Genomic DNA, 22,869 nt, shown 5'->3' with positions numbered 1-22,869 from the left:
ATTATTTATTTATGAGCTTTAAAGCATCATCAATAACTTTTTTAGGATTTCTAACTGCATCAGATACTCCAACTTCAAATACTGGCTTGTCTTTGAATCTATCTGTGCCATTTATTCTAGTATCACAAGCCAAAATAACTAAATCTGTGTCTTTTAAATCTTCTTCTGTAATTTTATTTTTTATTCCCAAACTTCCTTGAGATTCTACTTTTATTTCATATCCATCTTTTTCAGCTGCCTTTTTTAAAGCTGAAGCTGCCATATAAGTATGAGCTAATCCTGCTATACAAGCTGTTACTGCTGCTATTTTCATAATAATCATTCCTCCATTTTTATAAATTTAATATTTTAAGTAATTCTTCTTTTTCGCTTACATTTAATAAGTTCTTTACAAAATTATCATCTATAAGCTTTTCAGCTAATTTGGAAATTATAACAAGATGATCTGTACTAGCCTTTTCTTTTGGAACTGCAATAAGCATTACAATTGTTACAGGTTTACCATCCAAAGACTGCCAATCAACGTCGCTGCATTTTCCTATTGCTACACACGATTCCTTCACATAACTTGACTTTCCATGTGGAATTGCAATCATTTTTCCAAAACCCGTTGTACACTGGTTTTCTCTTTCAAACACATCTTCTGCAAAACCACTAATAGAATCAATTTTCCCTTGATCTTTTAACATTTTTACTAATTCTAATATCACCTCTTTTTTAGTTTTTCCTTTCAAGTTTAAATTTATCAATTCCTTGCTTGTTATGTCTGATATTTTCATTGCACTCTCCTCCATAAAATTAACTTATTGACGAAATTAACATTTTTAATAAACGCTTGCTTTCTATACCGCTGTACAATTCTTCAAATATACTTTCTGAATCATTATCAACACTTAAGTCAAATGCGCACAAAAACACTGTAGTAACTTTAAATCCATCCCATGCAATAGGTTTGTCCAGTGAAATTAATGCTATACATGGTTTTATTACAAAATCAGAACTTCCATGTGGTACAGCTACATCGTTAGAAACATAAGTACTTGACATCACCTCCCTTTTAATTACTGATTCTTCAAATTCTTTTGTAACATATCCTTTTTTTACAAGGTCACTTGAAACAAATTTTATAAGCTCATCTCTTGTCGCAAATTTTGCATTTTTATAAGTAACATCTTTTTTTATATATTTTTTTAAAACACTTTTCTTTTCCTTATGTGTTTTAATAAATGTAATTTCTTTCACTGCACTATCTATCTTTTCTATATCTTTTTCTGATAAAATTGGATTAACCTCTACAACTGTAATATCAATATTTATTTCAACAGGTACAGCTGCTATTATAAGCTCTGGTCTTTCTGCTTTATGAGAATTTTTCAGTTCACTTGCAAGCTTTTTTTGTGAAGTTAATTTAACTATATTAATTTCATTAAATCTTTTTTTTATTTGTATAGATAATAAATTTACTAAACCCATTCCACTGTTACATACCAAATAAGTGTTTATACTTCTTAAGCTTTTGTATTCGTTTTCTTCCATAATTCCCTGAATAAATAAAGCAATATATCCTGCATTATTTTCATCCATATTCAAATTGTAATTTTTATTTATTTCTTTTATAATTTCCAGTGACATATTAAAAGCATATGGATACGATATTTTTATTTCATTTAAAAATGGATTTACTATTTTAACTCCAAGCCTTACGCTTTTTACAGTAGATATTAAATGAAGTTTTAAGCTCAAAGCAAATTTATTATTTTCATGAAGATTTATATCGAATTCGTTTTCAATATAATTTATAACCAGCTTTGAAATTTCATAATATTCTTCTTCAGCATCATTAGAATCATAATTTCCAATAAAAATATCACTAGATTTAAATCTGTTGCCAATCAATATACGCGCTAAATTATACATTTCATTTTCATTGTAATTTACATGAAACTTTTCTTTAATTTTGGCAAATATGCTGAATGCAATTTTAAACTCATTCAAATCTTTTAGTTCTTTCTTTTCAACTTTTTTAATGAACTTATTTTTCTTTAGTCTTGACAGTATAATTACAAGATTAATCACAACATTTTCATGTTCCCTGCTTATAAGCAAATCATTATTAATTTCATATATCCCATTAATCACTTTTATGAGATAATGCACTTCTAATTTATTAATGTTGTCTAAATATGAATAAATATATTCTACACTACTGCCAATACTAAAATTTTTAGAGCTGCTTTTGCTTATCTGCGAAAACATAGCATATCTTATATTTATCTCCTCACCATCGAGCTTAATACCAACCCCTTTCTTTCTAGTTATCTTTAAATCATATTTGCAAAGCCAACTTTCTACAAATTCTAATGTTCTATAAGCAGTGGCATTTCCTATTATAAGCTCATCAGAAATGGATTTTATAGTAATTACGGAATCACTGTTATTGAGTAATTTAGCAATAATATATTCCTGTCGTTCCTTTGCCTCACTAAGATCTTTATCACCTTCCATAAACCGAATTATTTTTTCTTTATTACCGCTTGAATTTTCAATCCAAAAACCAACATTGGACTTTGAACTTAATTTGACATTAATTTGTTTTAAAAAGTATTTAATATAACTCATGTCAGTTTGAATTGTCCTAATAGAAACTCCAAATTTTTTACTTAGCTCTGAGGAACTTACAGGATTTTCATAATTCAATAAAGCATTTAAAATATTTTTTTGCCTTTTTTTCATACTTATTTTCATCATACAAATTACTCCTAACTTTATTTACAATTAAATTTTAACATAGCTTTAATTATATGAAAAATGATATAATTTCATCAATGTAAACGAAATAAATGAAAAAGCTTTTGCTTTATTTTTAAGCAACTTTGTTTATTATATAGATAAACCGCTTCAACTATTGAAATTTATGTGCACCATAATGCCCAGAAGACGGTATTTTGTTACAAATAAATTTCAAGTTTCAAGGTGGTTTATCTTTATTCACTGCTTAACCTTGAACCTATATTATCATTACAAAAATGGGAAACAGCCTCTACATGCTGTTTCCCATTTACAATATCTTGATAGCTAAAATACTTAATCTGCTGTACGTTCCCTTGATTACTTTAAAAGCATTGAAATCCCCATATTCATAGCTTGAATAAGGACAGTACAATAAAAGAGAAAATCATTGAATAAAAGCCCAAAATTGATGTAATGTAATCAATATTAATGCCAAGCATTACCCTAATTGAAGCTGGATAATTACTAAGAAGCTTTTTAAATGCAAAGTCAACCTTTGGGTTTAGCCTGCGCATTCTTCAATCTCCAACCCTTTTTTATTTTTATATTATATTAACACAGATTTATGGATTTTGTATATTGAATGTTTTAAAAGATGTGAAGCTTAATATTGAAGATAATTTTATTCCTTATAGGCACTCTAAAAGCAATCTTACCTGGGGTTTGGGTCTCTGACCCATTATCCTTCTTAACCTTATTGTCATCTCTTTTTTCATTCAAAGTCTATTTCAATTCCTTATAGGCACTCTGAAAGCAATCTTACCCGGGGTTTGGGTCTCTGACCCATTATCCTTCTTAACCCTATTATCATCTCTTTTTTCATTACAAGTCTGTTTCAATTCCTTATAGGTACTCTGAAAGCAATCTTACTCGGGGTTTGGGTCTCTGACCCATTATCCTTCTTAACCCTATTATCATCTCTTTTTTCATTACAAGTCTGTTTCAATTCCTCATAGGTACTCTAAAAACTTCCTCATGAGTTTCTAATTTATCAGAAGTTTTAGTGTTTCAATTCCTCATAGGTACTCTAAAAACTATAGTTAAATAAAAAATGACTTAGAGCCATTATGAAGTTTCAATTCCTCATAGGTACTCTAAAAACATATAAAGCTGTTGTGTTGTTCCTACTGCTTCTTGCGCGTTTCAATTCCTCATAGGTACTCTAAAAACTGAAGGAAATAGAAAAGACTTTACAATCTCAAAAGGAGTTTCAATTCCTCATAGGTACTCTAAAAACGTCTCATGTCCATGTATATTAACTATAATTCCTCCATAGTTTCAATTCCTCATAGGTACTCTAAAAACCTCCTTCAGTTTCAGTAACCCAATTAACATCAAACGTGTTTCAATTCCTCATAGGTACTCTAAAAACGTGGACAAGTGGATATCGTTCACAGGCAGATTTTGAGTTTCAATTCCTCATAGGTACTCTAAAAACTTAAATATTCCACTTCCCATAGCCTTAATACCAGAAAGTTTCAATTCCTCATAGGTACTCTAAAAACTATACCCTTCAAGTTTTTTAGCAGCTGTATTAGCATAGTTTCAATTCCTCATAGGTACTCTAAAAACCATCATATGTAGAATTTATAGTTATATGCTCTGGATAGTTTCAATTCCTCATAGGTACTCTAAAAACCGGTTGGGCTGGTTGTGGCTATCACTACTTTGTAAAGTTTCAATTCCTCATAGGTACTCTAAAAACATATGATTCCAAGGAAGTAATAAAAAGGAATTGTAGTTTCAATTCCTCATAGGTACTCTAAAAACACATCGAGTATAGGATACATCAGCCTTCTCAAAAAAGCAACTTTTAAGAAAGTTTTTGTAAAAATACTAAAAATCAATCTTAGCCCGCTATTTTCCTATGAACTAAAAAATCGTCGACCCCCGGGGTTTTTTACGCTATTGGAGGTCGAGACAATTTTTCAGTTAGACTTACTTATTTCTTAATTTTTTTACTTCAGCAACCGAAAGTCCTACTTTCATTGCTATTGTTTCATCATCCAATACATCCAAAAGTTTCTTTGCTATATCTATTTTTTCTTGTAATTTACCTTCTTTTATTCCTTCTATCCTTCCAATTCTTTCGGCTGCTTTTATTTGTGCTCTATAATCCATTAGTGCTTTTAAATCATTCTCATATATTTCTCTTTCTTCTTTGCTCAAATACATTATATCAAGCTTTTCTATGGCTTTTTTCACTTCTCTATCCTCTGCCAGCTCTTCTGGAATATTGTCTTTATCAAGTTCATATGCTCTGCTTAAAAATGCTATCCACCTATCTAAACCTGTTTTTAAATCTTTATAATCTTTATTAAATTTATTTAATTCTATAAAATGCATTTCGAACATATTTGAAAATTCTTTTAAGGTTTTTGTGTTGTATATTTTAAATTCACTGTGAAATTCTTTTTCCTTTAAATAATTAAAATCAAGAATATTTATTGATATAGTTTTTCTTAACTTTTCATAATCTTCTCCACTTTCTATTTGGCTTGAATATACCTTTGACCAATAATAGAGTGCCCTCTTATCAAAAAATCCTGCTGTGATATTTGCATTTCTATGTCATACCATACCTCTTTATCATCTACTGCTTTTATATCAAGTATTGTCATTTTACCTTTTCTATAATCCGCTATATTGTATGGATTTTTTAATACTATATCTCTTATTCGCTCATTTTCATCTATTATTGAATTTATAAATGCTATTAATATGTCCTTATTTTCTTCGCTGCCAAAAAGCTTTTTAAATGCAAAGTCAACCTTTGGGTTTAGCCTGCACATATTCTTCACTCTCCAACCTTTTTATTTTTTATATTATATTAACACAAATCTGATAACTTTGTACATTGAATGTTTTAAAAGATATGAAATTTAATATTGAAGATGATTTTATTCCTTATAGGTGTTCTAAAAACAATACTACTCGGGATTTGGGTCTCTAACCCATTGTCTTTCTTAACCCTATTGTCATCTCTTTTTTCATTCAAAGTCTGTTTCAATTCCTTATAGGTACTCTAAAAACATGGCAAAATTGCTATTGATACTGCTTTTTTAGCTGAATTTCAATTCCTCATAGGTACTCTAAAAACCTTATATGAGTAGACCGCGAAAAAATCCCGATGATGTGTTTCAATTCCTCATAGGTACTCTAAAAACATAGTCTCTATGATAAATGAACAATTAAAAGATGTGTTTCAATTCCTCATAGGTACTCTAAAAACCCATCAAGTACAGCATACATCAGCTTTCTTAAAAAATCAATTTTTAAGAAAAATTTATAAAAAAATATAAAAAATCAATCTTAGCCCGCCATTTTCCTATAAACTAAAAAAATCGTCAACCCCGGTGTTTTTTACTCTATTGGGGGTCGACGACAAATTTTATTTTTTATTCATTTTTTATAAAAATTTCAATAAGATCTAGAAAATTATAAAAAGATAACAAGAGCATATTATTTCTTAGTTAACCGGTAACTTTTCAGATAATATTTCACAAATTCTTTTAACTTTTTTTGATTTTTTATCAACCTTACCTTTTTTAGAAACCTTATATTCCCACTTATCTTCTTCTTTAAAATATTTCTTAACAAATTTTGCAAGTACTATTTTATCTGAATCCTCTAATATATCAACATTTTGGTCATAAAATTTTATAATTTCATTATACTTTTTAGTTTCATCTTTTATTTGATTCAGCTTATATAATTTTATCTCAAAGCTACTCATACCTTCCGTTTCCTTTTTTAATTTTTCTTCTTCTTGTAACCTCCTTTTTAATTCCTCTGCTTCTTTCAATTCTCTTTCTATTCGCAATTTTTCCATTTGCTCTTGTCTTTCTTTTTCTTCTCTTAATTGCTTTTTAACTTCTTCTTTATCTATGTCAAAATATCCATATCCAACTGAAGTTTTGGCACCTATTCCATGAAAATTTAAAGCATCAATAAAATTATCTATCACAAATTCTTCTATAGTTTTTTTATTATGTTGATCATTTTCTTCCCATGCTACATTTAAAATACTTTTATCTATTGCTATATTAAATTGAAAAAGCAAATCTTCATTTTTATTTTTTTCTACTACCAAAAATGGTATCGGATTTGGCTCCTCTGAATCTAAAGGTTCAATTTCTCCATTATAGTACTTTCCATAATGCGGTGTCATGATATCTCTTTTTATTTGAAAATCATTACACGGAAAAGAATCCATAAAAATTACTTTTCCCGAAAGATTTTTATTATTCTTTAATTTTCCACCAAATATTAACAAGAACTCCTCTTTTGATATATCACTGTCTCCTTTTGAATCAAAATATTCTTGTATTACATAATTTCTAAGTATTCCCTTAATAGCTTGCCCTGGAATATATGGTATACCATACGTATGATGGAGTGTAATACCTGTTTCAAATACAGATTGATTTCCAAGTCCGACTATTAATTTGTCATTTACTTTCCCTTTAAAACTTATGCAATAAAATTTCTCATTTAAGCTATCCTTTATACTATTATTATTATTCTTTATATTTTTTAATATAGTTCTTTCATTTTCATTCATGCAATAGCTTTCATCTAAATTAAAAACATTAGTAAATTTATTTATTAAAAGAGATTTGTTCATATCTTTTCTTCTTGCTTGATTATCATATAAATAATTCATCATATTTCTATAAACATGATATTCTTTCATTTCAGGACGATCTTTATCTGCTTCCACTAAAACAACATCGTTTTTCTTATATTGTAAACTTTTTTTTAGTATTTTCTATATTATCACCATGCACAAAAGATATAATGTTTTTATTTGCTCCTTTTACTATTCTAACCTCCATTTTATCCTTCTCCTTCAATCATTCCATCAGCAAACCTTTTAATCCAGCCAAATAAGCTCATCATTTCCTTAGTTATTAACTTATATTGTGATTGATTTAATTCTGTAACTGCTTGTATATATTTTGCAATATTAATAGTGTTATATTTATCATCATTATCATTGATATCTATTTCATACTTTTCAAAATCTATTAAATTATTGATTTTATCATTCTCATAGTTCCATTTTATTATGTCATTTAAAATTTTATTATTATACTGTTTTTTTATAATATCTTCTTTTTTAGGATTTTCAATATTACTTTTAGATAAAACAAAAACCAAAGTATTTATAAAGCCGTTTTTCTGAATTAATGTAGATATCTTTTTTACTAAAGTTTTATATTTTTTATTATCAATATATTTATCATCTTTACCTTCTTCTACACATTTCATTGCAAAACTTGCTACATTAAGACTAGCATTCCTTAGATTTGACATCTTTATCGCCTACCTTACCTAATCTCTTTACAAAACCTTTTCCAATAGTAGCATCTCCACCGACTTGAAATACTTCATCTACAGTATTATTAAAATAGTTTAATATGTCTTCTGAGGTTTTCTTATTATTTTCATTGAAAGAAGGTGCTCCCAAAACCATAAAATACATTATGGTTTCAGCTGGCAAATATTCTTCTGTAAAAAGTCCTGTGCCTTCAGCTGCCCCTGTATTCACACTTATTTTATTTCTAGTAATTATTTCAGTATACATAGTAACCAAATCAATAAAATCTGAATCATTTAATATTACTATTCTATTAGTATCTAAATCATTTATAGTTTTAAATAGATTTTGCAAATTTATATTCATAGAACTTGCAGATTTTTCAAATATATATTCCTCTAAAATTATTTTTTCTTCCTCCGTATTATTAATGTATTCTGCAGAATTTACATTTATATTTAAGTCTACAGTAAATTTTTCATTTTGGAATTTTAAATCTTCTATCCATCTTTTTATAATATAAGGACAAGTTGCTAATTTAAATATATCTGTAGCTGATTTAACAGGGAAAAATAGCAATTTTGCATCTGTAAATCCTATTGCACTTGAATAATCTTCTCCATATTCTGGTCCAAATATAGTATATAAATCTTTTTTTAAATTATCATGTATTGTATTATCATTACTTTTAAATTTATTATATAAACTATGCTTTATTGATCCTTTTAAACTTGATGCCTCTATTTTAGGTATATTCGAATGTTTCTCCCTTTGTATCGGCATGTCCACACTTTCAAGCCCATCTCCTGCACCTGCATGAACTGGTGTAAGTGCTTTTATATATATGATTTCTTTATCTTTATACATTTTTATTTCTCCTCACATAATTGTATATTTTCTATTCAAGTAACCTTTTAATTTTTTCTTCACTTATTTCATCTATTGCTATAACATTTAGTTCCGCTGCTTCTGCCTCTCTTACAGCTTGTGATTGTTTTTTTAATTCATCATTTAGGCTTTCTTTATTTTGAATCTCACATCTATAGAGTGGTGATAATAATATTGGCATTCCAAATACACCAGCTAATCTATAAGTTGTATACTTGTTACTTTTGGCATTATCACCCTTCATTCCGCCCGATTTGCACTCAAAGTTTACAACCTTACCAGTATCCGTTAAAAGCACGACATCTAATTCATCTATGATATTACCATTTTTAGTTTTATCATCATCATTATCATATTTTTCAAAATAGGTTTTCAGGCTTGTCTCCATCTCTATTACTTTAGAATTATTTTTTACAATATCATATATTCTGTGAGCCGTTAATTTTTCAAATATATATCCTGCTGGATATGAACCGTAAATTTCATGAGATTCCAATATATCATATTTATTTCCTTGTATATCCTTATACTTTTCTTTAACTTTCTTAAATAATTCTTTTACATACTTAATTCTTTCTCTTGTATTATCTTTAGTATCTTTAGTATTTTTAATTGCATTTGAACCTAACAATAAATTTCTAAATGAGCCTTCATAGTCCTCGTTATCATATTTAAATTTTATTATTTCACATTTCTTATCTATAGTTCTGTTTGCATCTAATTCAATAATCTTATATAACTTTTGATAAAATTCATGTTCTTCAATGAATTTTTCATTAGTATCAAGACACAATTTACCTTTTTGTTTAAATTTAACTGTACTCTTCTCAAGATCTTTTGTTTTAAAACCAGTTAAATTTAATGCCGTTTCAAAAGTAATATCTTGTTTTCCATAATTAGAGCCAGTCTCGGATAATAATTTACCATCACAATCATTAACAATTAATTCTTCAGTATTTCCTTCAATGTATATCAACCTATCTTCTTCACGTTTTAAGCTTTTATCTTTAATTAACTCACTTATTGCTAAGGCTATTGTCCTTTGACCTCCTGTAACATGCCAATATATCTCTCCTTGAGACTTTTTTATTATCTGTGCATTTAATTTTTCCTTTAGTTTTTTTAAATTTTGTATATCTTCAATAGAAAGATTTATATCTTTCCATGAAGCTTTAACCTTAAATTCCTTGCATTCCTTCTTTAAATAGTCATCCCACTTATTTGGTTTTATATTAATATTAAATTTTTTATAGTATCATCGTTAAACGTTATATTAAATATTTTTTTAGGTTTACATGTTCTTATAATAAGAAAATTAGTTATTTGATTTAATGTTGAACATACAACCAAATTTTTAACTTCGTGTTCCATTTAGATACCTTCTTTCACTACTATATGTTCATTGAATCCTTTTGAATTTTCAGACTTTATTCTTAATTGTGAATTTTCATTTATAACTTCTATTAAAACAACTGTTCCTGCAGCATAACCTTTATACATTTTTCTTATTCCTGATTCCATATCAAATCCACCAATATAAATTGGTTTATCACTTGCTATTCCTAAAATTTTGATATCTTGTCCAAATGCTTTTTTAATATCTTCTTTAAAAAACGTATCACTTGTAAATATTACTTTATAAATACCTTGATTTAACTTTGTTACTTTTTTTTTTCAGTAAAATTTTTCATAAAATCATTTTCCATTTTTTCAAATCTACAAACTTTATTTTCTCCACCAAGTTTTAAATATCCCTTGTCCAGTTCTTGTATTTCTATTCCATTATAATTATCATTTAAATAGTTATAACAAATCTCATATTCAACCAAATATGACCAATTGTTATTTTCTTTAATATCATCTAAAAATTCTGTTTGTTCAATTTTGTAAAGCATACCTTCTTCTACAGATTTTGTTGCCTTGTCGATTTTAATTCCAACCTTATTATTTTTTATAAACACATCATTTTCATTTATTAATTCAATTTGTTGACTTATCTTATTTGAATACAAATCATTAATATCTTCTATATTTATATATTTATTACTTACCCTTTTATAATCACTATCTTCAGGTGATTGTAAAATTCTTTCATAAGATATAGAAGCTAATAATGCATTATCTACTTTCTTAAATTCACCAAAAACTTTTTTTTACCTTGCGAATTTATAAATAAATCCTTTGGTGCTGAGATGTATGCCATTTCAGTTGTATTGTTGTACAAATATACTTGATGTAACTCTAATAGCTCTTCATGATCATATTTTCCTTTCTTAAAAAACTCACTTCTAAATTCATCATTCTGACTTAAAATTGATGTAAATATAGCTCCAAAAAATACAGATGGGTAAGGAGTATTCTTACTTCTTATAAAATTATTCATTCCAAATTTAAATTGATTTCCATCTCCAAAAAAGTATTATCACACGGTTTTATATTTAAAAGCTTCATTGTATCACTACCTTTAATTTCTTATTCAAATTTAATTGAAGATAATTTTTCATTTATTTTAAGTACATTCATTATATTTTTGAAATCAACATATTCTTCATTAGATTTCATTTCTATACAATTTTCACTAATAACATTCTCTAAAAAATTAATTATTTCATCTATATATTTATTAATTTTTTCTTTTATATCTTTACTTTTATCTTCAATCATTTTACTTCTTAAAATCAATCGTTTAAATTCACAACTTACTATAGCACGAAAATCCCGTATTTCTTCAAAAGTAATATTATTAAAATTAAATTTTGACATTTCATTTTCAAAATTATTTATATATGAAAATGAAATATGCTTCTTTACAGAATCAAAATTTTCAACAATTCAAATAACATTCTTAATTTATTTTTCTTTAAATAACACGTTATTTCTTTTCCGTTATTTATTATATAATTTATGGAAACACCATTTTTACAAATATTATCTTCTTCATATCTTTTTTTAACATTCTCAAGTTCAATTCTAGTTTTACTTAAAGCATAACTCATAGGATCTTTACATTGTGCAATTGTAATGCTCATTGAATACGTCATTTCTTGATTAATTTCCTTATATTCTTCTTTAATTTTGCTTTGAACTTCTTTTTTAAATAAATCATCTATTATTTCTGCAACATTTATAATATCTTCATTAGGCAAAATGCCTAAAAAATCATCCCCACCAGAATATATAACATCACAACATGTGTCTCTTAATGCTTCTCTTAAACTTTTACCAAATATAATTAACTTTTTAGATATATTTTGCTGATAATCTTTTAACTGAGATCTGTCCTCTAAGTATTTTCCGCTTATCCATTTTCCCAAATTATCAATATCAAATTGGATAAAACAATACTCGTAACTTGGACATTTTATCTTTTCGCTTACTTCCTTGCCATCATAATAGAGCTTATTCATTTTTTCTTTGATACTTTTAAATATTCCGACACTTTTTATTAAATCTAATTCATCATTTTTCAAATCATCTTTAACTTGTATAAACTTCTTTGATTTCTTATTAACATTATCTAAACTTAACATTTTAATAATACTTTCTATTGTAACCTTGCTATAATATTTATCTTGCTGCTCTTTTTTAAATACTTCTCCTAAACTTTTAGTTATATTTTCTAATTCTTTTCTATTTTCTTCTTTCCACTTTTTTATAGCTAGTGAATAAATAGAAGATATACCTTCCCCGCTATATTTCCTCTTAAATAAACATAATGGACATAGTTCTTCATCTACGCTTAATCTATATTTCTGCCTTTCCTTATAATTAAAGTTTTGAGTGCAAATATTATGTTTTCCACATATCAAACATTTTTCACCACTATCTTGCTGATTCTGTTCAAATTCATATGTATTTTTTAAGCTTCTAATTAATCTTGTCAACTTTTCATAAGCCTCAACATATTTGCCTTCCTCTATTTTCTCTATTCCCCAAAACAAATAAAAATTTTCTTTAATATTGATCTTATATTCTACTTTTTCATTAGTAATAGGTATATTAAAGCAATTATATATTTTATTTTCTATGCTCTTCATATCAATCATTTTTTCTATATCTTTTATTTCGATAACCATATAATTTGAATAATCAACGCCACTTATATCTTTATGATTTGGATATATAAATTCACTTTTTGCATTTTCTTTAATGAGCTTAAATATTTTTTCCATAATATCAGATATAATTTTGCTGCTGCTTCGTAAATCTAAAAGTTTTCTTGATTCCTCTATATAAGTTTGTACAGGTCCTATTGTTATACCTAATAAATAATTCATCATTTTTTTCCTTTCCCTATTTTTATTAATTCTTCAACATATTTATTCACATAATCCTTATTAGCCTGTTGCTCATTTTCTCCTCTTATATTCAATTTGTTATATATATAATTATAATTTAATTCCTTTATAATCATGTATTTATTATCATCATTTTCCCAAAATGACACACATATTGGCGATGCAAATCTTTTTAATTGTTTATTACAATTTCCTAATACATTTTTATTAATCTTTTCTTTATTATCTATTTTTCAGTAAATCATTATACTCATATACTCTATCATGTGTTAACTGGGATATATTGCTTATTAATTGCAAATAATCTCTATCATTTTTAATATTAATTAATATTAATTTTTTTATTATACGGATAATTTAATTCATTGTTGACTTCTTGAAATTTCACCTCTAGCTCTGATATTTCAATTTTTCTCATTGAATATTCTCCATTTTTATATGTATCTTTTAATATATCTATCGGGTTTTTCTTTAACGTATCTTGATATTCATTCTTTCCATCTATCTTTATTTCATTAATTTTAAAAGAACCAAACCTTTTCTTGAGCGTCTTCCTATAGCCCCCATTATAGATACTTGCAATAGCAATTTTATATATATCTCTACATCGATATTTTTTTTACAAATCATATTTAACCAAACTTTAGTTGAACCCTTAATACACTTGATTGGATTAATTTTATCTTTCTTATGTGGCAAAATACATTCTTCATATATATTTTCACGTTTAATATTATCTTTAATCACAAATGATACAGGTGATTTTATAGAACTTTCTTTTTTAAAACTTTTATCTATATTAGATGTTGTACCAAATAAATATCCTTCTTTATTTCTCATATCATCTAAATTTTCAAAATAATATATTTCCCTAAATATACTTCTCATAAGTGATTTTAATTCTGTTATTCTAAATTCAACTACTTTTCTATCCCCATAACTAAACATTGGAGTTAAAACCTCTAATTCGATCTCTACTCTTTTCAATTACTTGATCCCACCTTTTTATTTGTCTGGCGTTGAAAAATCCATCTTCCACAATTAAACTTTTCTCACCGTTCCAACTTCTTGCACATTCATATCAACATTACTTATATCTTTCTACACTTTCCTAAATATTCCTCCAATTTAATTCAAATTATTGAAAATTATTTATATTACTACCAAAATTTTTAAAACTAAGATAATTTATAACATACAAATTCGACATAATACTTAATCATGTTATATTATTTCACACAAAAAACAAACTCCACTAATCTAAAATAATATTTTCATATTACTAAAGATTAGCAGAGTTTTTTTATCCACTTACGGTGAATAAAAAATTTAACGACTAATTCATTTTTATTCTCATCTATTCAATTTTTTCTCATATAATCCAGATGGTTCAGACATACAGTCAGTATCCATTCCCATTAATAATAATTTTTTTACAATTAAAATTTCTTTTTGCTGCTCTCCTTCTTTTATTCCTTCTATTCTTCCATTTCTTTCTGCTGCTTTTATGTCTAGAACTGTCATCTTACCTCTTCTATAATCCGCTATGTTGTATGAATTCTTCAATTTTATATCCTTTATTTGCTCATTTTTGTCTACTATTGAATTTATAAATGCTATTAATATGTCTTTATTTTCTTCACTTCCAAAAAGCTTTTAAATGCAAAGTCAACCTTCGGGTTTAGCCTGCACATACTCTTCACTCTCCAACCTTTTTTTATTTTTATATTATATTAACACAAATTTATGGATTTTGTATATTGAATGTTTTAAAAGATGTGAATTTTAATATTGACGATGATTTTATTCCTTATAGGTGTTCTAAAAACAATACTACTCGGGGTTTGGGTCTCTAACCCATTATCTTTCTTAACCCTATTGTCATCTCTTTTTCCATTACAAGTCTGTTTCAATTCCTTATAGATACTCTGAAAGCAATCTTACTCGGGGTTTGGGTCTCTGACCCATTATCCTTCTTAACCCTATTGTCATCTCTTTTTTCATTCAAAGTCTGTTTCAATCCCTTATAGGTACTCTAAAAACAAGAGTGCTGCCCTTGGTCCACTTTGCATTCTGAAAAGTTTCAATTCCTCATAGGTACTCTAAAAACGTAGATTTATACATACCATGTGCTAATGTTTTCTTTGGTTTCAATTCCTCATAGGTACTCTAAAAACCGGAGCATACAAAAGTAGATATAGTTTATTGCTAGAATGTTTCAATTCCTCATAGGTACTCTAAAAACTTTCATTCCATGTACGTTGTGTGCCTTGACAATCCAGTTTCAATTCCTCATAGGTACTCTAAAAACGGAATCTATACGGCAATTCTTTTGCATGGATAGACTAGTTTCAATTCCTCATAGGTACTCTAAAAACACTCTTTACAAAATGGTATGGCAAGCAAAGGAGTGATGTTTCAATTCCTCATAGGTACTCTAAAAACTCCAAATCATTTTTTATAGGCTGTGCATAGCTGCTATGTTTCAATTCCTCATAGGTACTCTAAAAACCAAAATAATTATTTTTATGGCTTTATAATTTTAGACAGTTTCAATTCCTCATAGGTACTCTAAAAACTTATTCAAATCAGAGTTTAACATATGGTTCACATACAAGTTTCAATTCCTCATAGGTACTCTAAAAACTAATTTATGTAAGAAATTTGTAGATTGGATACAAGGTAGTTTCAATTCCTCATAGGTACTCTAAAAACCAAACATTGTTTATTTTGAGTAGAAGAATCAATTAAGTTTCAATTCCTCATAGGTACTCTAAAAACAATCAATATCTAAAGTCATTTCATTAGGGAATCCTAGTTTCAATTCCTCATAGGTACTCTAAAAACTTTACTCCATTCATAGTTTCAATATATGAAATTTCTTGTTTCAATTCCTCATAGGTACTCTAAAAACTTATTTTTATTTATGGAAGTGAGAATATGAAATCAAGGTTTCAATTCCTCATAGGTACTCTAAAAACCCATCAAGTACAGCATACATCAGCTTTCTTGAAAAATCAATGTTTAAGAAAATTTATAAAAAAATATAAAAAATCAATCTTAGCCTGCCATTTTCCTATAAACTAAAAAATCGTCAACCCCCAGGGTTTTTTACTCTATTGGGGGTCGACGACAATTTTATTTTTTAATATCTATTGTGTTCAAAGCATTTTTCTACGCAACCAAAACCTTGAGAATTTTTAGAACCAAAGCCAGAATTATAACCTATGTTTATAAGCTCTTTTGAACCAGTTAGAATAAATTCACCATTCCATCCCTTTATAATTGTGCTTTTATAAACAATTATTTTTTCCTTTAGTTTGGAGTTTTTTAATGCCTTTATTTCAAAACTATCATCTGCTGGCATTTTGCCAAAAGCAGCTTCATATTTCTTTATCAGATTTTTTCTTACAAGCTCTGTAAATTCATTTTCATACGGACTGTAATAATAAGTTTTCTTTCTATCATCATTTTCAAAGGTACTATATATTACAATAGGTGATTTTGTATAAACTCTAACACCAGACTCAAGAATATTTTTTTCACATTTTATATCCTTTATGTGAACAATATTATTTCCAAGCCTTACTTCATCACTCATAATAATTCCATTAGCCAAATACGAAAGAAATTTATCATCCTGAGCTGCAACTTCAAGTTTCACTCTATCTTCATATGTTATTGTCTTTTCATTTCTATCTATAGAAAATTTACCTTGAAGCCTTGAAAAAGTGTAAAGTTTATAGGTTCGATTTCCAGCTTTATAGCCAAAGTCATGTATAAATTTTTGATAATTTTCATCACTTAGCCAATTTAAAATAACTGCTTGAACAATATGATTGTACTGCTGCGGTAATCTTAAAGGATTGTTAAATTCAAAGTTTATTGTTAGTCTCATTTTGCGCCAACTTTCTAAATAATATAAAAATATTAATTTTAGGCTTGTACTAATATTTTACTCATAAATCTATTGCTATTTATAATTCTTTCTATACCTAAAACTAATTTTTAATTTTTTATCATTAAAATCTTCTCTAATAACCCCTGCGTTTTTATACGAGTTTGAAATCTCGATTGCTTCCTTTAAATTTCTTATATGTACTCTAAAAACTTAATCAAGATTTGTGATACCATAGTTCAAGCATCATGTTTCAATTCCTTATAGGTACTCTAAAAGCATTGATGTTTGAGCTGAGAAGCCAGCTAACAGAGACAGTTTCAATTCCTTATAGGTACTCTAAAAACATTTACTCAAAAGAAAACAGAACTATTAGCAAAAATGGTTTCAATTCCTTATAGGTACTCTAAAAACTCTCACAGGAGTTGATTCAGATGGACAAGTACTTAGTTTCAATTCCTTATAGGTACTCTAAAAACCTCCTGCCACCTCATAGTCCTCACCATAGCTTTTCAAGTTTCAATTCCTTATAGGTACTCTAAAAACAAACTATAGCCTAAAAGAAGCACCAGAATTTAATAGTTTCAATTCCTTATAGGTACTCTAAAAACATTTTGCTGATCAACAACAAACTGTATGGCTTGTGTGTTTCAATTCCTTATAGGTACTCTAAAAACTGCTAAAATAGCAGTTGGAAATAGTGAACAGTTATTTAAGTTTCAATTCCTTATAGGTACTCTAAAAACTTAGCAAAAGAAGATGAGATTCCAGTATTAGGAGTAGGGTTTCAATTCCTTATAGGTACTCTAAAAACGTATCTACGCTAGGCTATGGCATGACAGGAAATGAAAGTTTCAATTCCTTATAGGTACTCTAAAAACAGCTTCATCATACTGGTTATCTCTCATGGATTGTTGGTTTCAATTCCTTATAGGTACTCTAAAAACTGAAAATTTATCTAGCTTACATAAGTTTGGTATTCCTAGTTTCAATTCCTTATAGGTACTCTAAAAACCCACCGAATATAGGATACATCAGCTTTCTCAAAAAAGCAACTTTTAATGAAACTTTCGTAAAAATACTAAAAACCAATCTCGGCCTGCTATTTTCCTATAAACTTAAAAATCGTCGACCCCCAAGGTTTTTACTCCATTAGGGGTCGACGACAATTTTTAGTTAACTTTCATATAGTATAGTTCTGTTAAAGTTTTTTATTAATGTTCTTACTCATTTTATCAATCTAACTACATTTTTTACTTATTTCTTAATCCCTTTATTTCATCAATAGAAAGTCCTACCTTTATTGCTATAGTTTCATCATCTAATACATCTAAAAAATTTCTTGCTATACTTATTCTCGCTTGCAAATCCCCTTCTTTTATTCCTTCTATTCTTCCACTTCTTTCTGCTGCTTTTATTTGTGCTCTATAATCCATGAGCGCCTTTAAATCATTCTCATATATTTCTCTTTCTTCTTTGCTCAAGTACATTATATCAAGCTTTTCTATAGCTTTTTTTACATCTTTATCCTCTGCCAGCTCTTCTGGAATATTGTCTTTATCAAGTTCATATGCTCTGCTTAAAAATGCTATCCACCTATCTAAACCTGTTTTTAATTCTTTATAATCCTTATTAAATTTATTTAATTCTATAAAATGCATTTCAAACATATTTGAAAATTCTTTCATAGTTTTTGTGTTATATATTTTAAATTCACTGTGAAAATCTTCTTCCTTTAAATAATTAAAATCCAATATATTTATGGATATAGTTTTCCTTAGTTTCTCATAATCTTCTCCACTTTCTATTTGGCTTGAATATACCTTTGACCAATAATAAAGTGCCCTCTTATCAAAGAAATCCTGCTGAGCTATCTGCATTTCTATGTCATACCATACATCTTTATCATCTACCGCTTTTATATCAAGTATTGTCATTTTGCCTTTTCTATAGTCTGCTATATTGTATGGATTTTTTAGTTCTATATCTTTAATTTGCTCATTTTCATCTATTATTGAATTTATAAATGCTATTAATATGTCTTTATTTTCCTCGCTGCCAAAAAGCTTTTTAAATGCAAAGTCAACCTTTGGGTTTAGCCTGCACATACTCTTCACTCTCCAACCTTTTTTATTTTTATATTATATTAACACAGATCAATGGATTTTGTATATTAAATTTATTTTAAAGATATAAATTTTCACATATATAATGCCTTAATCCTCATAGCTTCTCTAAAAAACTTATGTGAGGAGAAGAAGGCTAAAAAGTATTTTGGTTTTAATCACTTATAGGTACTCTAAAGACAAAGAATAATAAACCTTACATATGACATTCTTATTGTTTAAAACTTCAATAAAAACCATGAATACTGACATTAACATAGAATAAAACAAGAAATCTTACACAAAATAACATTGGAGGTGTAATACTATGGAAATAACATTATCACAAAAAGAAAGAATGTTACTAGAAGATCAAAAAAAGCATGAACAAATTTTGCATAGAAAAATATACTAATTATGCAAATCAAACAAAAGACAATAACTTGAAACAAATATTTAATGCGAATGGACAACAGGAAAAAACCCATCTTGATAGCATCAATCAATTATTAAGTGGTAAGATTCCTCAAATCAATCAGCAGCAGCAAAATCAAAGTTCAGGTCAAAATGCAAGCACTCAAAACCCAAATATAAGTATGAGCAATACACAAAACCGTAATTCTAGCAAGGCTGATACCGACATGTGTACAGATTTATTAATGACAGAAAAATATGTTTCAGGTGCTTACGATACCAGTATTTTTGAGTTTAGAGACACTAACGCTCGTGATGTACTAAATCATATACAAAAAGAAGAACAAAAACACGGAGAAGCCATATTTAAATATATGGAGAATAACGGTATGTACAATATTCAATAATTTTATTATTATACTACTATCAATTATAAACCATAAGAAAATCACCATATACTATCAGTATGGTGATTTCTTATCCAATCATCATTTTTTTATTTAAAATGAATAATAAGCCTTCCATCCTTATAGCTCGCACTTGCAATTTCTTTTGAATGAAGTTTTTGAGGAAGTACAAAGTTCCTCTTTTCATTTTTTATGGATACACTAAGTTCATCGCCGCGCTGGTATAAATCCAGGTGTTTTTTGTCAATAAAGGGTATGCTTATGGAAAAATCATAACCATCATCACATTTTTCTATTTCAAATATTTTTCCTTCAAATAATATATCACTGGGATTTGAGTCATTATAAATACGACTTCCAAGGTAAAGAAGTTTCTCATATTCTCTTACCTCACTATTCATAAGCTCCACTTTAAAAACAGGAATTGGACTAAAGCTTTCACATATGTCAGCTATACTTTCATTTTGGATATTAAGCCACTTTTCGAAATATCCACTGGCACTCTCCTTCGAAAACACTTTATTTATTATAACGGCATCAACATTAAAATCAAATAAGTGAAGGTAAGAAAAGCTTTTTTTAGCTTCCTTTATAACTATTTTTTCTGGAGTGGTTACTATCCTTATGCTAACCTTAGTTTTATCTAACATAAGCTTATGGAGATCATCAATTTTAAAATAAAGCTGGTCAAGCTCATCGAAAGTTTTGTCATCTGGCATTGGAATTTTCACAGTTTTCTCCACTACTGGCTTTGTTACCTTTGCCATCCTTCTCTTTATTGGAAATATCTTTTCCATCCACCATTTAAAAAGTTCTGGGAATTTTAAAAGGGACATTGTCTCACCAGTTGGCGCACAATCTACGATTAAAACATCGTATTTTCCTTCATCACTTATTTCCTTTATTTTAAGCAAGGCAAGAAGTTCATCAAAGCCTGGAAATACAAGAAGTTCCTCATTTTCTATGCTTTTAGCAGCTTTTGTAAATATAAGCTTTTGCATATACTCTTTTATATTTCCCCATTGAGCCTCATTTTCTAAAACCGTATCTATTTCCATAGCAAATAAATTTTCTTCTATTTCAAGAGGGGTATTTGAAAGTTTCTCATTAAAGGAATCCCCAAGACTGTGGGCCTGATCTGTACTCATTATAAGAACTTTCTTTCCTTCCTTTGCAATTTTCGAAGCTGTAGCAGCAGATATACTTGTCTTTCCAACGCCGCCCTTACCCGTATACAATATAATTCTCATCTTAATTTCTTCCTTTCTAATTTATGTGAACTTTCTTACATTCCTTAAGCTCTGATTTTTCATCCAATGACTCAAAAGCAATGTCCTTTAAGACATTTAAGGCATCCTTTTCGAAATCATCAATTTTCTTTTTTAATCCATCTGGCAATATTTCCTTAATTGCACTATACCTTAAAGCTTCAGCTTTTATGATCTTTTTTATAAATTCCTTATTCACTTACTTCACTCTCCTCATTAAAGTATATGGTTAAAATTCCATTATCGAATTTTGCTTTACTTACAGAATATCTTCTCATAACATCCGGCATTGGAATATTTCTCTTAAAGTTTCCTATTTTGATTATTAGCTCGTTATCCCCCTCATGAAGGTTTAGTTGCTGCTTTTCTGTAAATGGAACCTTTATAGTTAGTCCATAACCATCATCTAGTTTTTCAAAAACTTCACTTTGAGTTGTTTTTAAAACCTTAAATATATTTTTGTCCTTAAGTGAATCTTCCACTATTTTGTATAGACACTCAACTCCATTTATATCAACTGGATACCATCTTATTTTGTAGATTGGCATATTTGAAAAGGTATCTTCCAAGGTTTGCACATACTCTTTTTGTATTTCCTTCCACTTGTCAAAGAAGTTATTATCGATATCTTGTGGCAAAATTCTATTTATATAAAGCCCATCCACATTAAAATTGTAGAGATTTAAATACATATAATTTCTTTTTGTCTCATCTACAACCATTTTTTCAGGTATAGTTACGAGCCTAAGGCTGCATACTTCTCTGTCCTTAAGGAGTTTTTCAAGCTCGCCCAATTTCACGTATAACTTTTCTATCTCATTTAATGCAGTAGTATTTGGAAGTTCAAGCTTAAATGCGGCCTTTGAGATAGGTCTTAAAACCTTCACAGCAACCCTGCCTATTGGAAACAGCTTTTCCATGTACCAAGATAAAATTTCTGGAAGTCTCAAAAGCGAAAGTGTTTCTCCTGTTGGAGCGCAATCTACTATAATAAGATCATAGATATTTTCATCATATATTTCCTTGATTTTTAAAAGAGAAAATAGTTCCTCCATTCCTGGGAATACTACTATATCATCGAAAGCCTCCTCATCCTTGCTGTTTTTAAAACTCATCATTTTCTTAACAGCTTCTGAAATAGAACCATAATATCTTTGCAATTCATAATTTGGATCTATTTCAAGTGCCCAAAGATTTTTCTCTACCTCTTTAGGTTCTTTTTCTAATTCCTTCATAAATATATCACTTAAGTTGTGAGCCATATCTGTGCTTACTATTAAAGTTTTCATGCCTTCCTTTGCTGCTTTAACTGCATGTGCTGCTGCTGTACTTGTCTTGCCAACTCCACCTTTGCCTGTAAAAATTATAATCCTAGACATATTATCCCTCCATTCATTCCTTTTAAGAATTGTTCTTGTATCGAAGTATTATTTTTAAAAACAACTCAGTTTCCTGAGCTATTCGATAGTGAAAACATT

At 28.0% G+C, this 22,869-nt stretch carries 22 protein-coding genes, 2 pseudogenes and 3 CRISPR repeat arrays; of the genes and pseudogenes, 1 reads left to right on the top strand and 23 read right to left on the bottom strand.

The features are described 5' to 3' along the window. Nucleotide 1 precedes the first annotated feature (1 nt). From AGR56_RS00170 to AGR56_RS00100, 20 genes and pseudogenes are all read right to left on the bottom strand, one after another. The gene (locus AGR56_RS00170; RefSeq protein ID WP_053240653.1) at nt 2–313 is read right to left on the bottom strand and encodes a PTS fructose transporter subunit IIB; all 312 of its coding nucleotides are present in this window, start codon (nt 311–313) and stop codon (nt 2–4) included. A gap of 19 nt (nt 314–332) precedes the next feature. Further along, nucleotides 333–779 carry a fructose PTS transporter subunit IIA gene (locus tag AGR56_RS00165; RefSeq protein WP_053240652.1) on the bottom strand — a complete coding sequence of 149 codons (447 nt, stop codon included), beginning with the start codon at nt 777–779 and terminating at the stop codon, nt 333–335. 19 nt (nt 780–798) lie between these two features. Continuing rightward, complete coding sequence (locus AGR56_RS00160; RefSeq protein ID WP_053240651.1) at nt 799–2,748, bottom strand: BglG family transcription antiterminator; 1,950 nt, start codon at nt 2,746–2,748, stop codon at nt 799–801. Nucleotides 2,749–3,137: 389 nt separating this feature from the next. Next, nucleotides 3,138–3,305 carry a hypothetical protein gene (locus AGR56_RS19220; protein WP_242851216.1) on the bottom strand — a complete coding sequence of 56 codons (168 nt, stop codon included), beginning with the start codon at nt 3,303–3,305 and terminating at the stop codon, nt 3,138–3,140. A gap of 424 nt (nt 3,306–3,729) precedes the next feature. Further along, nucleotides 3,730–4,560: direct repeats of the CRISPR family, unit length 30 nt; unit sequence GTTTCAATTCCTCATAGGTACTCTAAAAAC. Nucleotides 4,561–4,728: 168 nt separating this feature from the next. Continuing rightward, nucleotides 4,729–5,582: pseudogene (locus AGR56_RS00155) on the bottom strand (Rpn family recombination-promoting nuclease/putative transposase). Nucleotides 5,583–6,259: 677 nt separating this feature from the next. Further along, nucleotides 6,260–7,513: a type III-B CRISPR module RAMP protein Cmr6 gene (cmr6, locus tag AGR56_RS00150; RefSeq protein WP_053240650.1), complete on the bottom strand. Its 1,254-nt coding sequence runs from the start codon at nt 7,511–7,513 to the stop codon at nt 6,260–6,262. Between the two features lie 116 nt (nt 7,514–7,629). Next, a complete protein-coding gene (gene cmr5, locus AGR56_RS00145) occupies nt 7,630–8,109 on the bottom strand; it encodes a type III-B CRISPR module-associated protein Cmr5 (protein WP_053240649.1) in 480 nt (159 codons plus the stop codon). After that, nucleotides 8,087–8,980 (bottom strand): type III-B CRISPR module RAMP protein Cmr4, encoded by an 894-nt coding sequence (gene cmr4, locus AGR56_RS00140; RefSeq protein WP_053240648.1) that lies wholly within the window; start codon nt 8,978–8,980, stop codon nt 8,087–8,089. Before cmr4 ends, cmr5 begins: the two co-directional genes overlap by 23 nt. A gap of 31 nt (nt 8,981–9,011) precedes the next feature. Next, complete coding sequence (locus AGR56_RS00135) at nt 9,012–9,977, bottom strand: hypothetical protein (protein WP_053240647.1); 966 nt, start codon at nt 9,975–9,977, stop codon at nt 9,012–9,014. 251 nt (nt 9,978–10,228) lie between these two features. Next, entirely contained in the window at nt 10,229–10,372 is a 144-nt protein-coding gene (locus AGR56_RS19905) for a hypothetical protein (protein ID WP_157055620.1), read from the bottom strand. Beyond that, entirely contained in the window at nt 10,373–10,522 is a 150-nt protein-coding gene (locus tag AGR56_RS19900) for a hypothetical protein (RefSeq protein WP_157055619.1), read from the bottom strand. Between the two features lie 140 nt (nt 10,523–10,662). Continuing rightward, nucleotides 10,663–11,088, bottom strand: coding sequence for a type III-B CRISPR module-associated Cmr3 family protein (locus AGR56_RS00130; RefSeq protein ID WP_278279542.1), 426 nt, complete (start codon nt 11,086–11,088; stop codon nt 10,663–10,665). A 35-nt stretch (nt 11,089–11,123) separates the two neighbouring features. Then, nucleotides 11,124–11,384, bottom strand: a complete 261-nt coding sequence (locus AGR56_RS00125; RefSeq protein ID WP_053240645.1) for a hypothetical protein — start codon at nt 11,382–11,384, stop codon at nt 11,124–11,126. A gap of 89 nt (nt 11,385–11,473) precedes the next feature. Beyond that, entirely contained in the window at nt 11,474–11,764 is a 291-nt protein-coding gene (locus AGR56_RS00120; RefSeq protein ID WP_157055618.1) for a hypothetical protein, read from the bottom strand. A gap of 44 nt (nt 11,765–11,808) precedes the next feature. Beyond that, nucleotides 11,809–13,281: a type III-B CRISPR-associated protein Cas10/Cmr2 gene (locus AGR56_RS00115; protein ID WP_084756806.1), complete on the bottom strand. Its 1,473-nt coding sequence runs from the start codon at nt 13,279–13,281 to the stop codon at nt 11,809–11,811. Continuing rightward, a complete protein-coding gene (locus AGR56_RS19895) occupies nt 13,278–13,448 on the bottom strand; it encodes a hypothetical protein (RefSeq protein WP_157055617.1) in 171 nt (56 codons plus the stop codon). Before AGR56_RS19895 ends, AGR56_RS00115 begins: the two co-directional genes overlap by 4 nt. A 358-nt stretch (nt 13,449–13,806) precedes the next feature. Next, nucleotides 13,807–14,286: an RAMP superfamily CRISPR-associated protein gene (locus AGR56_RS00110; protein WP_053240642.1), complete on the bottom strand. Its 480-nt coding sequence runs from the start codon at nt 14,284–14,286 to the stop codon at nt 13,807–13,809. 366 nt (nt 14,287–14,652) lie between these two features. Continuing rightward, nucleotides 14,653–14,901, bottom strand: coding sequence for a hypothetical protein (locus AGR56_RS23115; protein WP_347460324.1), 249 nt, complete (start codon nt 14,899–14,901; stop codon nt 14,653–14,655). A gap of 411 nt (nt 14,902–15,312) precedes the next feature. Continuing rightward, nucleotides 15,313–16,280: direct repeats of the CRISPR family, unit length 30 nt; unit sequence GTTTCAATTCCTCATAGGTACTCTAAAAAC. A 164-nt stretch (nt 16,281–16,444) separates the two neighbouring features. Then, nucleotides 16,445–17,197, bottom strand: a complete 753-nt coding sequence (gene cas6, locus AGR56_RS00105; RefSeq protein WP_053240641.1) for a CRISPR-associated endoribonuclease Cas6 — start codon at nt 17,195–17,197, stop codon at nt 16,445–16,447. 183 nt (nt 17,198–17,380) lie between these two features. Further along, a CRISPR array of direct repeats spans nt 17,381–18,286; the repeat unit is 30 nt; unit sequence GTTTCAATTCCTTATAGGTACTCTAAAAAC. Between the two features lie 164 nt (nt 18,287–18,450). Next, nucleotides 18,451–19,305 (bottom strand): Rpn family recombination-promoting nuclease/putative transposase, encoded by an 855-nt coding sequence (locus AGR56_RS00100; RefSeq protein ID WP_053240640.1) that lies wholly within the window; start codon nt 19,303–19,305, stop codon nt 18,451–18,453. Nucleotides 19,306–19,630: 325 nt separating this feature from the next. Here AGR56_RS00100 and AGR56_RS00095 point away from each other — a divergent pair. Continuing rightward, nucleotides 19,631–20,123, top strand: a pseudogene (locus tag AGR56_RS00095) (spore coat protein). Nucleotides 20,124–20,212: 89 nt separating this feature from the next. On the opposite strand, the gene AGR56_RS00090 reads toward AGR56_RS00095, so the two are convergent. Genes AGR56_RS00090 through AGR56_RS00080 form a run of 3 tightly spaced genes read right to left on the bottom strand, consistent with a single transcriptional unit; the run spans nt 20,213 to nt 22,770 of the window. Next, nucleotides 20,213–21,373, bottom strand: coding sequence for an ArsA family ATPase (locus tag AGR56_RS00090; RefSeq protein WP_053240639.1), 1,161 nt, complete (start codon nt 21,371–21,373; stop codon nt 20,213–20,215). A 16-nt stretch (nt 21,374–21,389) separates the two neighbouring features. Then, nucleotides 21,390–21,590, bottom strand: coding sequence for a hypothetical protein (locus AGR56_RS00085; RefSeq protein WP_053240638.1), 201 nt, complete (start codon nt 21,588–21,590; stop codon nt 21,390–21,392). Continuing rightward, nucleotides 21,583–22,770: an ArsA family ATPase gene (locus tag AGR56_RS00080; protein ID WP_053240637.1), complete on the bottom strand. Its 1,188-nt coding sequence runs from the start codon at nt 22,768–22,770 to the stop codon at nt 21,583–21,585. Before AGR56_RS00080 ends, AGR56_RS00085 begins: the two co-directional genes overlap by 8 nt. Nucleotides 22,771–22,869 lie beyond the last annotated feature (99 nt).

It is taken from the genome of Clostridium sp. DMHC 10, assembly GCF_001270375.1.
Classification (GTDB): domain Bacteria; phylum Bacillota; class Clostridia; order Clostridiales; family Clostridiaceae; genus Clostridium_S; species Clostridium_S guangxiense.
The sequence above is the reverse complement of the archived record's forward strand: the minus strand, read 5'-3'. Positions and strand labels throughout refer to the sequence as shown.

What these genes read in the sequence shown, in the direction of transcription:
- AGR56_RS00170 (WP_053240653.1), bottom strand. Translation starts at nt 313, where the DNA reads ATGAAAATAGCAGCAGTAACAGCTTGTATAGCAGGATTAGCTCATACT.
- AGR56_RS00165 (WP_053240652.1), bottom strand. Translation starts at nt 779, where the DNA reads ATGAAAATATCAGACATAACAAGCAAGGAATTGATAAATTTAAACTTG.
- AGR56_RS00160 (WP_053240651.1), bottom strand. Translation starts at nt 2,748, where the DNA reads ATGATGAAAATAAGTATGAAAAAAAGGCAAAAAAATATTTTAAATGCT.
- AGR56_RS19220 (WP_242851216.1), bottom strand. Translation starts at nt 3,305, where the DNA reads ATGCGCAGGCTAAACCCAAAGGTTGACTTTGCATTTAAAAAGCTTCTT.
- cmr5 (WP_053240649.1), bottom strand. Translation starts at nt 8,109, where the DNA reads ATGTCAAATCTAAGGAATGCTAGTCTTAATGTAGCAAGTTTTGCAATG.
- cmr4 (WP_053240648.1), bottom strand. Translation starts at nt 8,980, where the DNA reads ATGTATAAAGATAAAGAAATCATATATATAAAAGCACTTACACCAGTT.
- AGR56_RS19905 (WP_157055620.1), bottom strand. Translation starts at nt 10,372, where the DNA reads ATGGAACACGAAGTTAAAAATTTGGTTGTATGTTCAACATTAAATCAA.
- AGR56_RS19900 (WP_157055619.1), bottom strand. Translation starts at nt 10,522, where the DNA reads ATGGAATCAGGAATAAGAAAAATGTATAAAGGTTATGCTGCAGGAACA.
- AGR56_RS00125 (WP_053240645.1), bottom strand. Translation starts at nt 11,384, where the DNA reads ATGAATAATTTTATAAGAAGTAAGAATACTCCTTACCCATCTGTATTT.
- AGR56_RS00120 (WP_157055618.1), bottom strand. Translation starts at nt 11,764, where the DNA reads ATGTCAAAATTTAATTTTAATAATATTACTTTTGAAGAAATACGGGAT.
- AGR56_RS00115 (WP_084756806.1), bottom strand. Translation starts at nt 13,281, where the DNA reads ATGATGAATTATTTATTAGGTATAACAATAGGACCTGTACAAACTTAT.
- cas6 (WP_053240641.1), bottom strand. Translation starts at nt 17,197, where the DNA reads ATGAGACTAACAATAAACTTTGAATTTAACAATCCTTTAAGATTACCG.
- AGR56_RS00100 (WP_053240640.1), bottom strand. Translation starts at nt 19,305, where the DNA reads ATGTGCAGGCTAAACCCAAAGGTTGACTTTGCATTTAAAAAGCTTTTT.
- AGR56_RS00090 (WP_053240639.1), bottom strand. Translation starts at nt 21,373, where the DNA reads ATGAGAATTATATTGTATACGGGTAAGGGCGGCGTTGGAAAGACAAGT.
- AGR56_RS00080 (WP_053240637.1), bottom strand. Translation starts at nt 22,770, where the DNA reads ATGTCTAGGATTATAATTTTTACAGGCAAAGGTGGAGTTGGCAAGACA.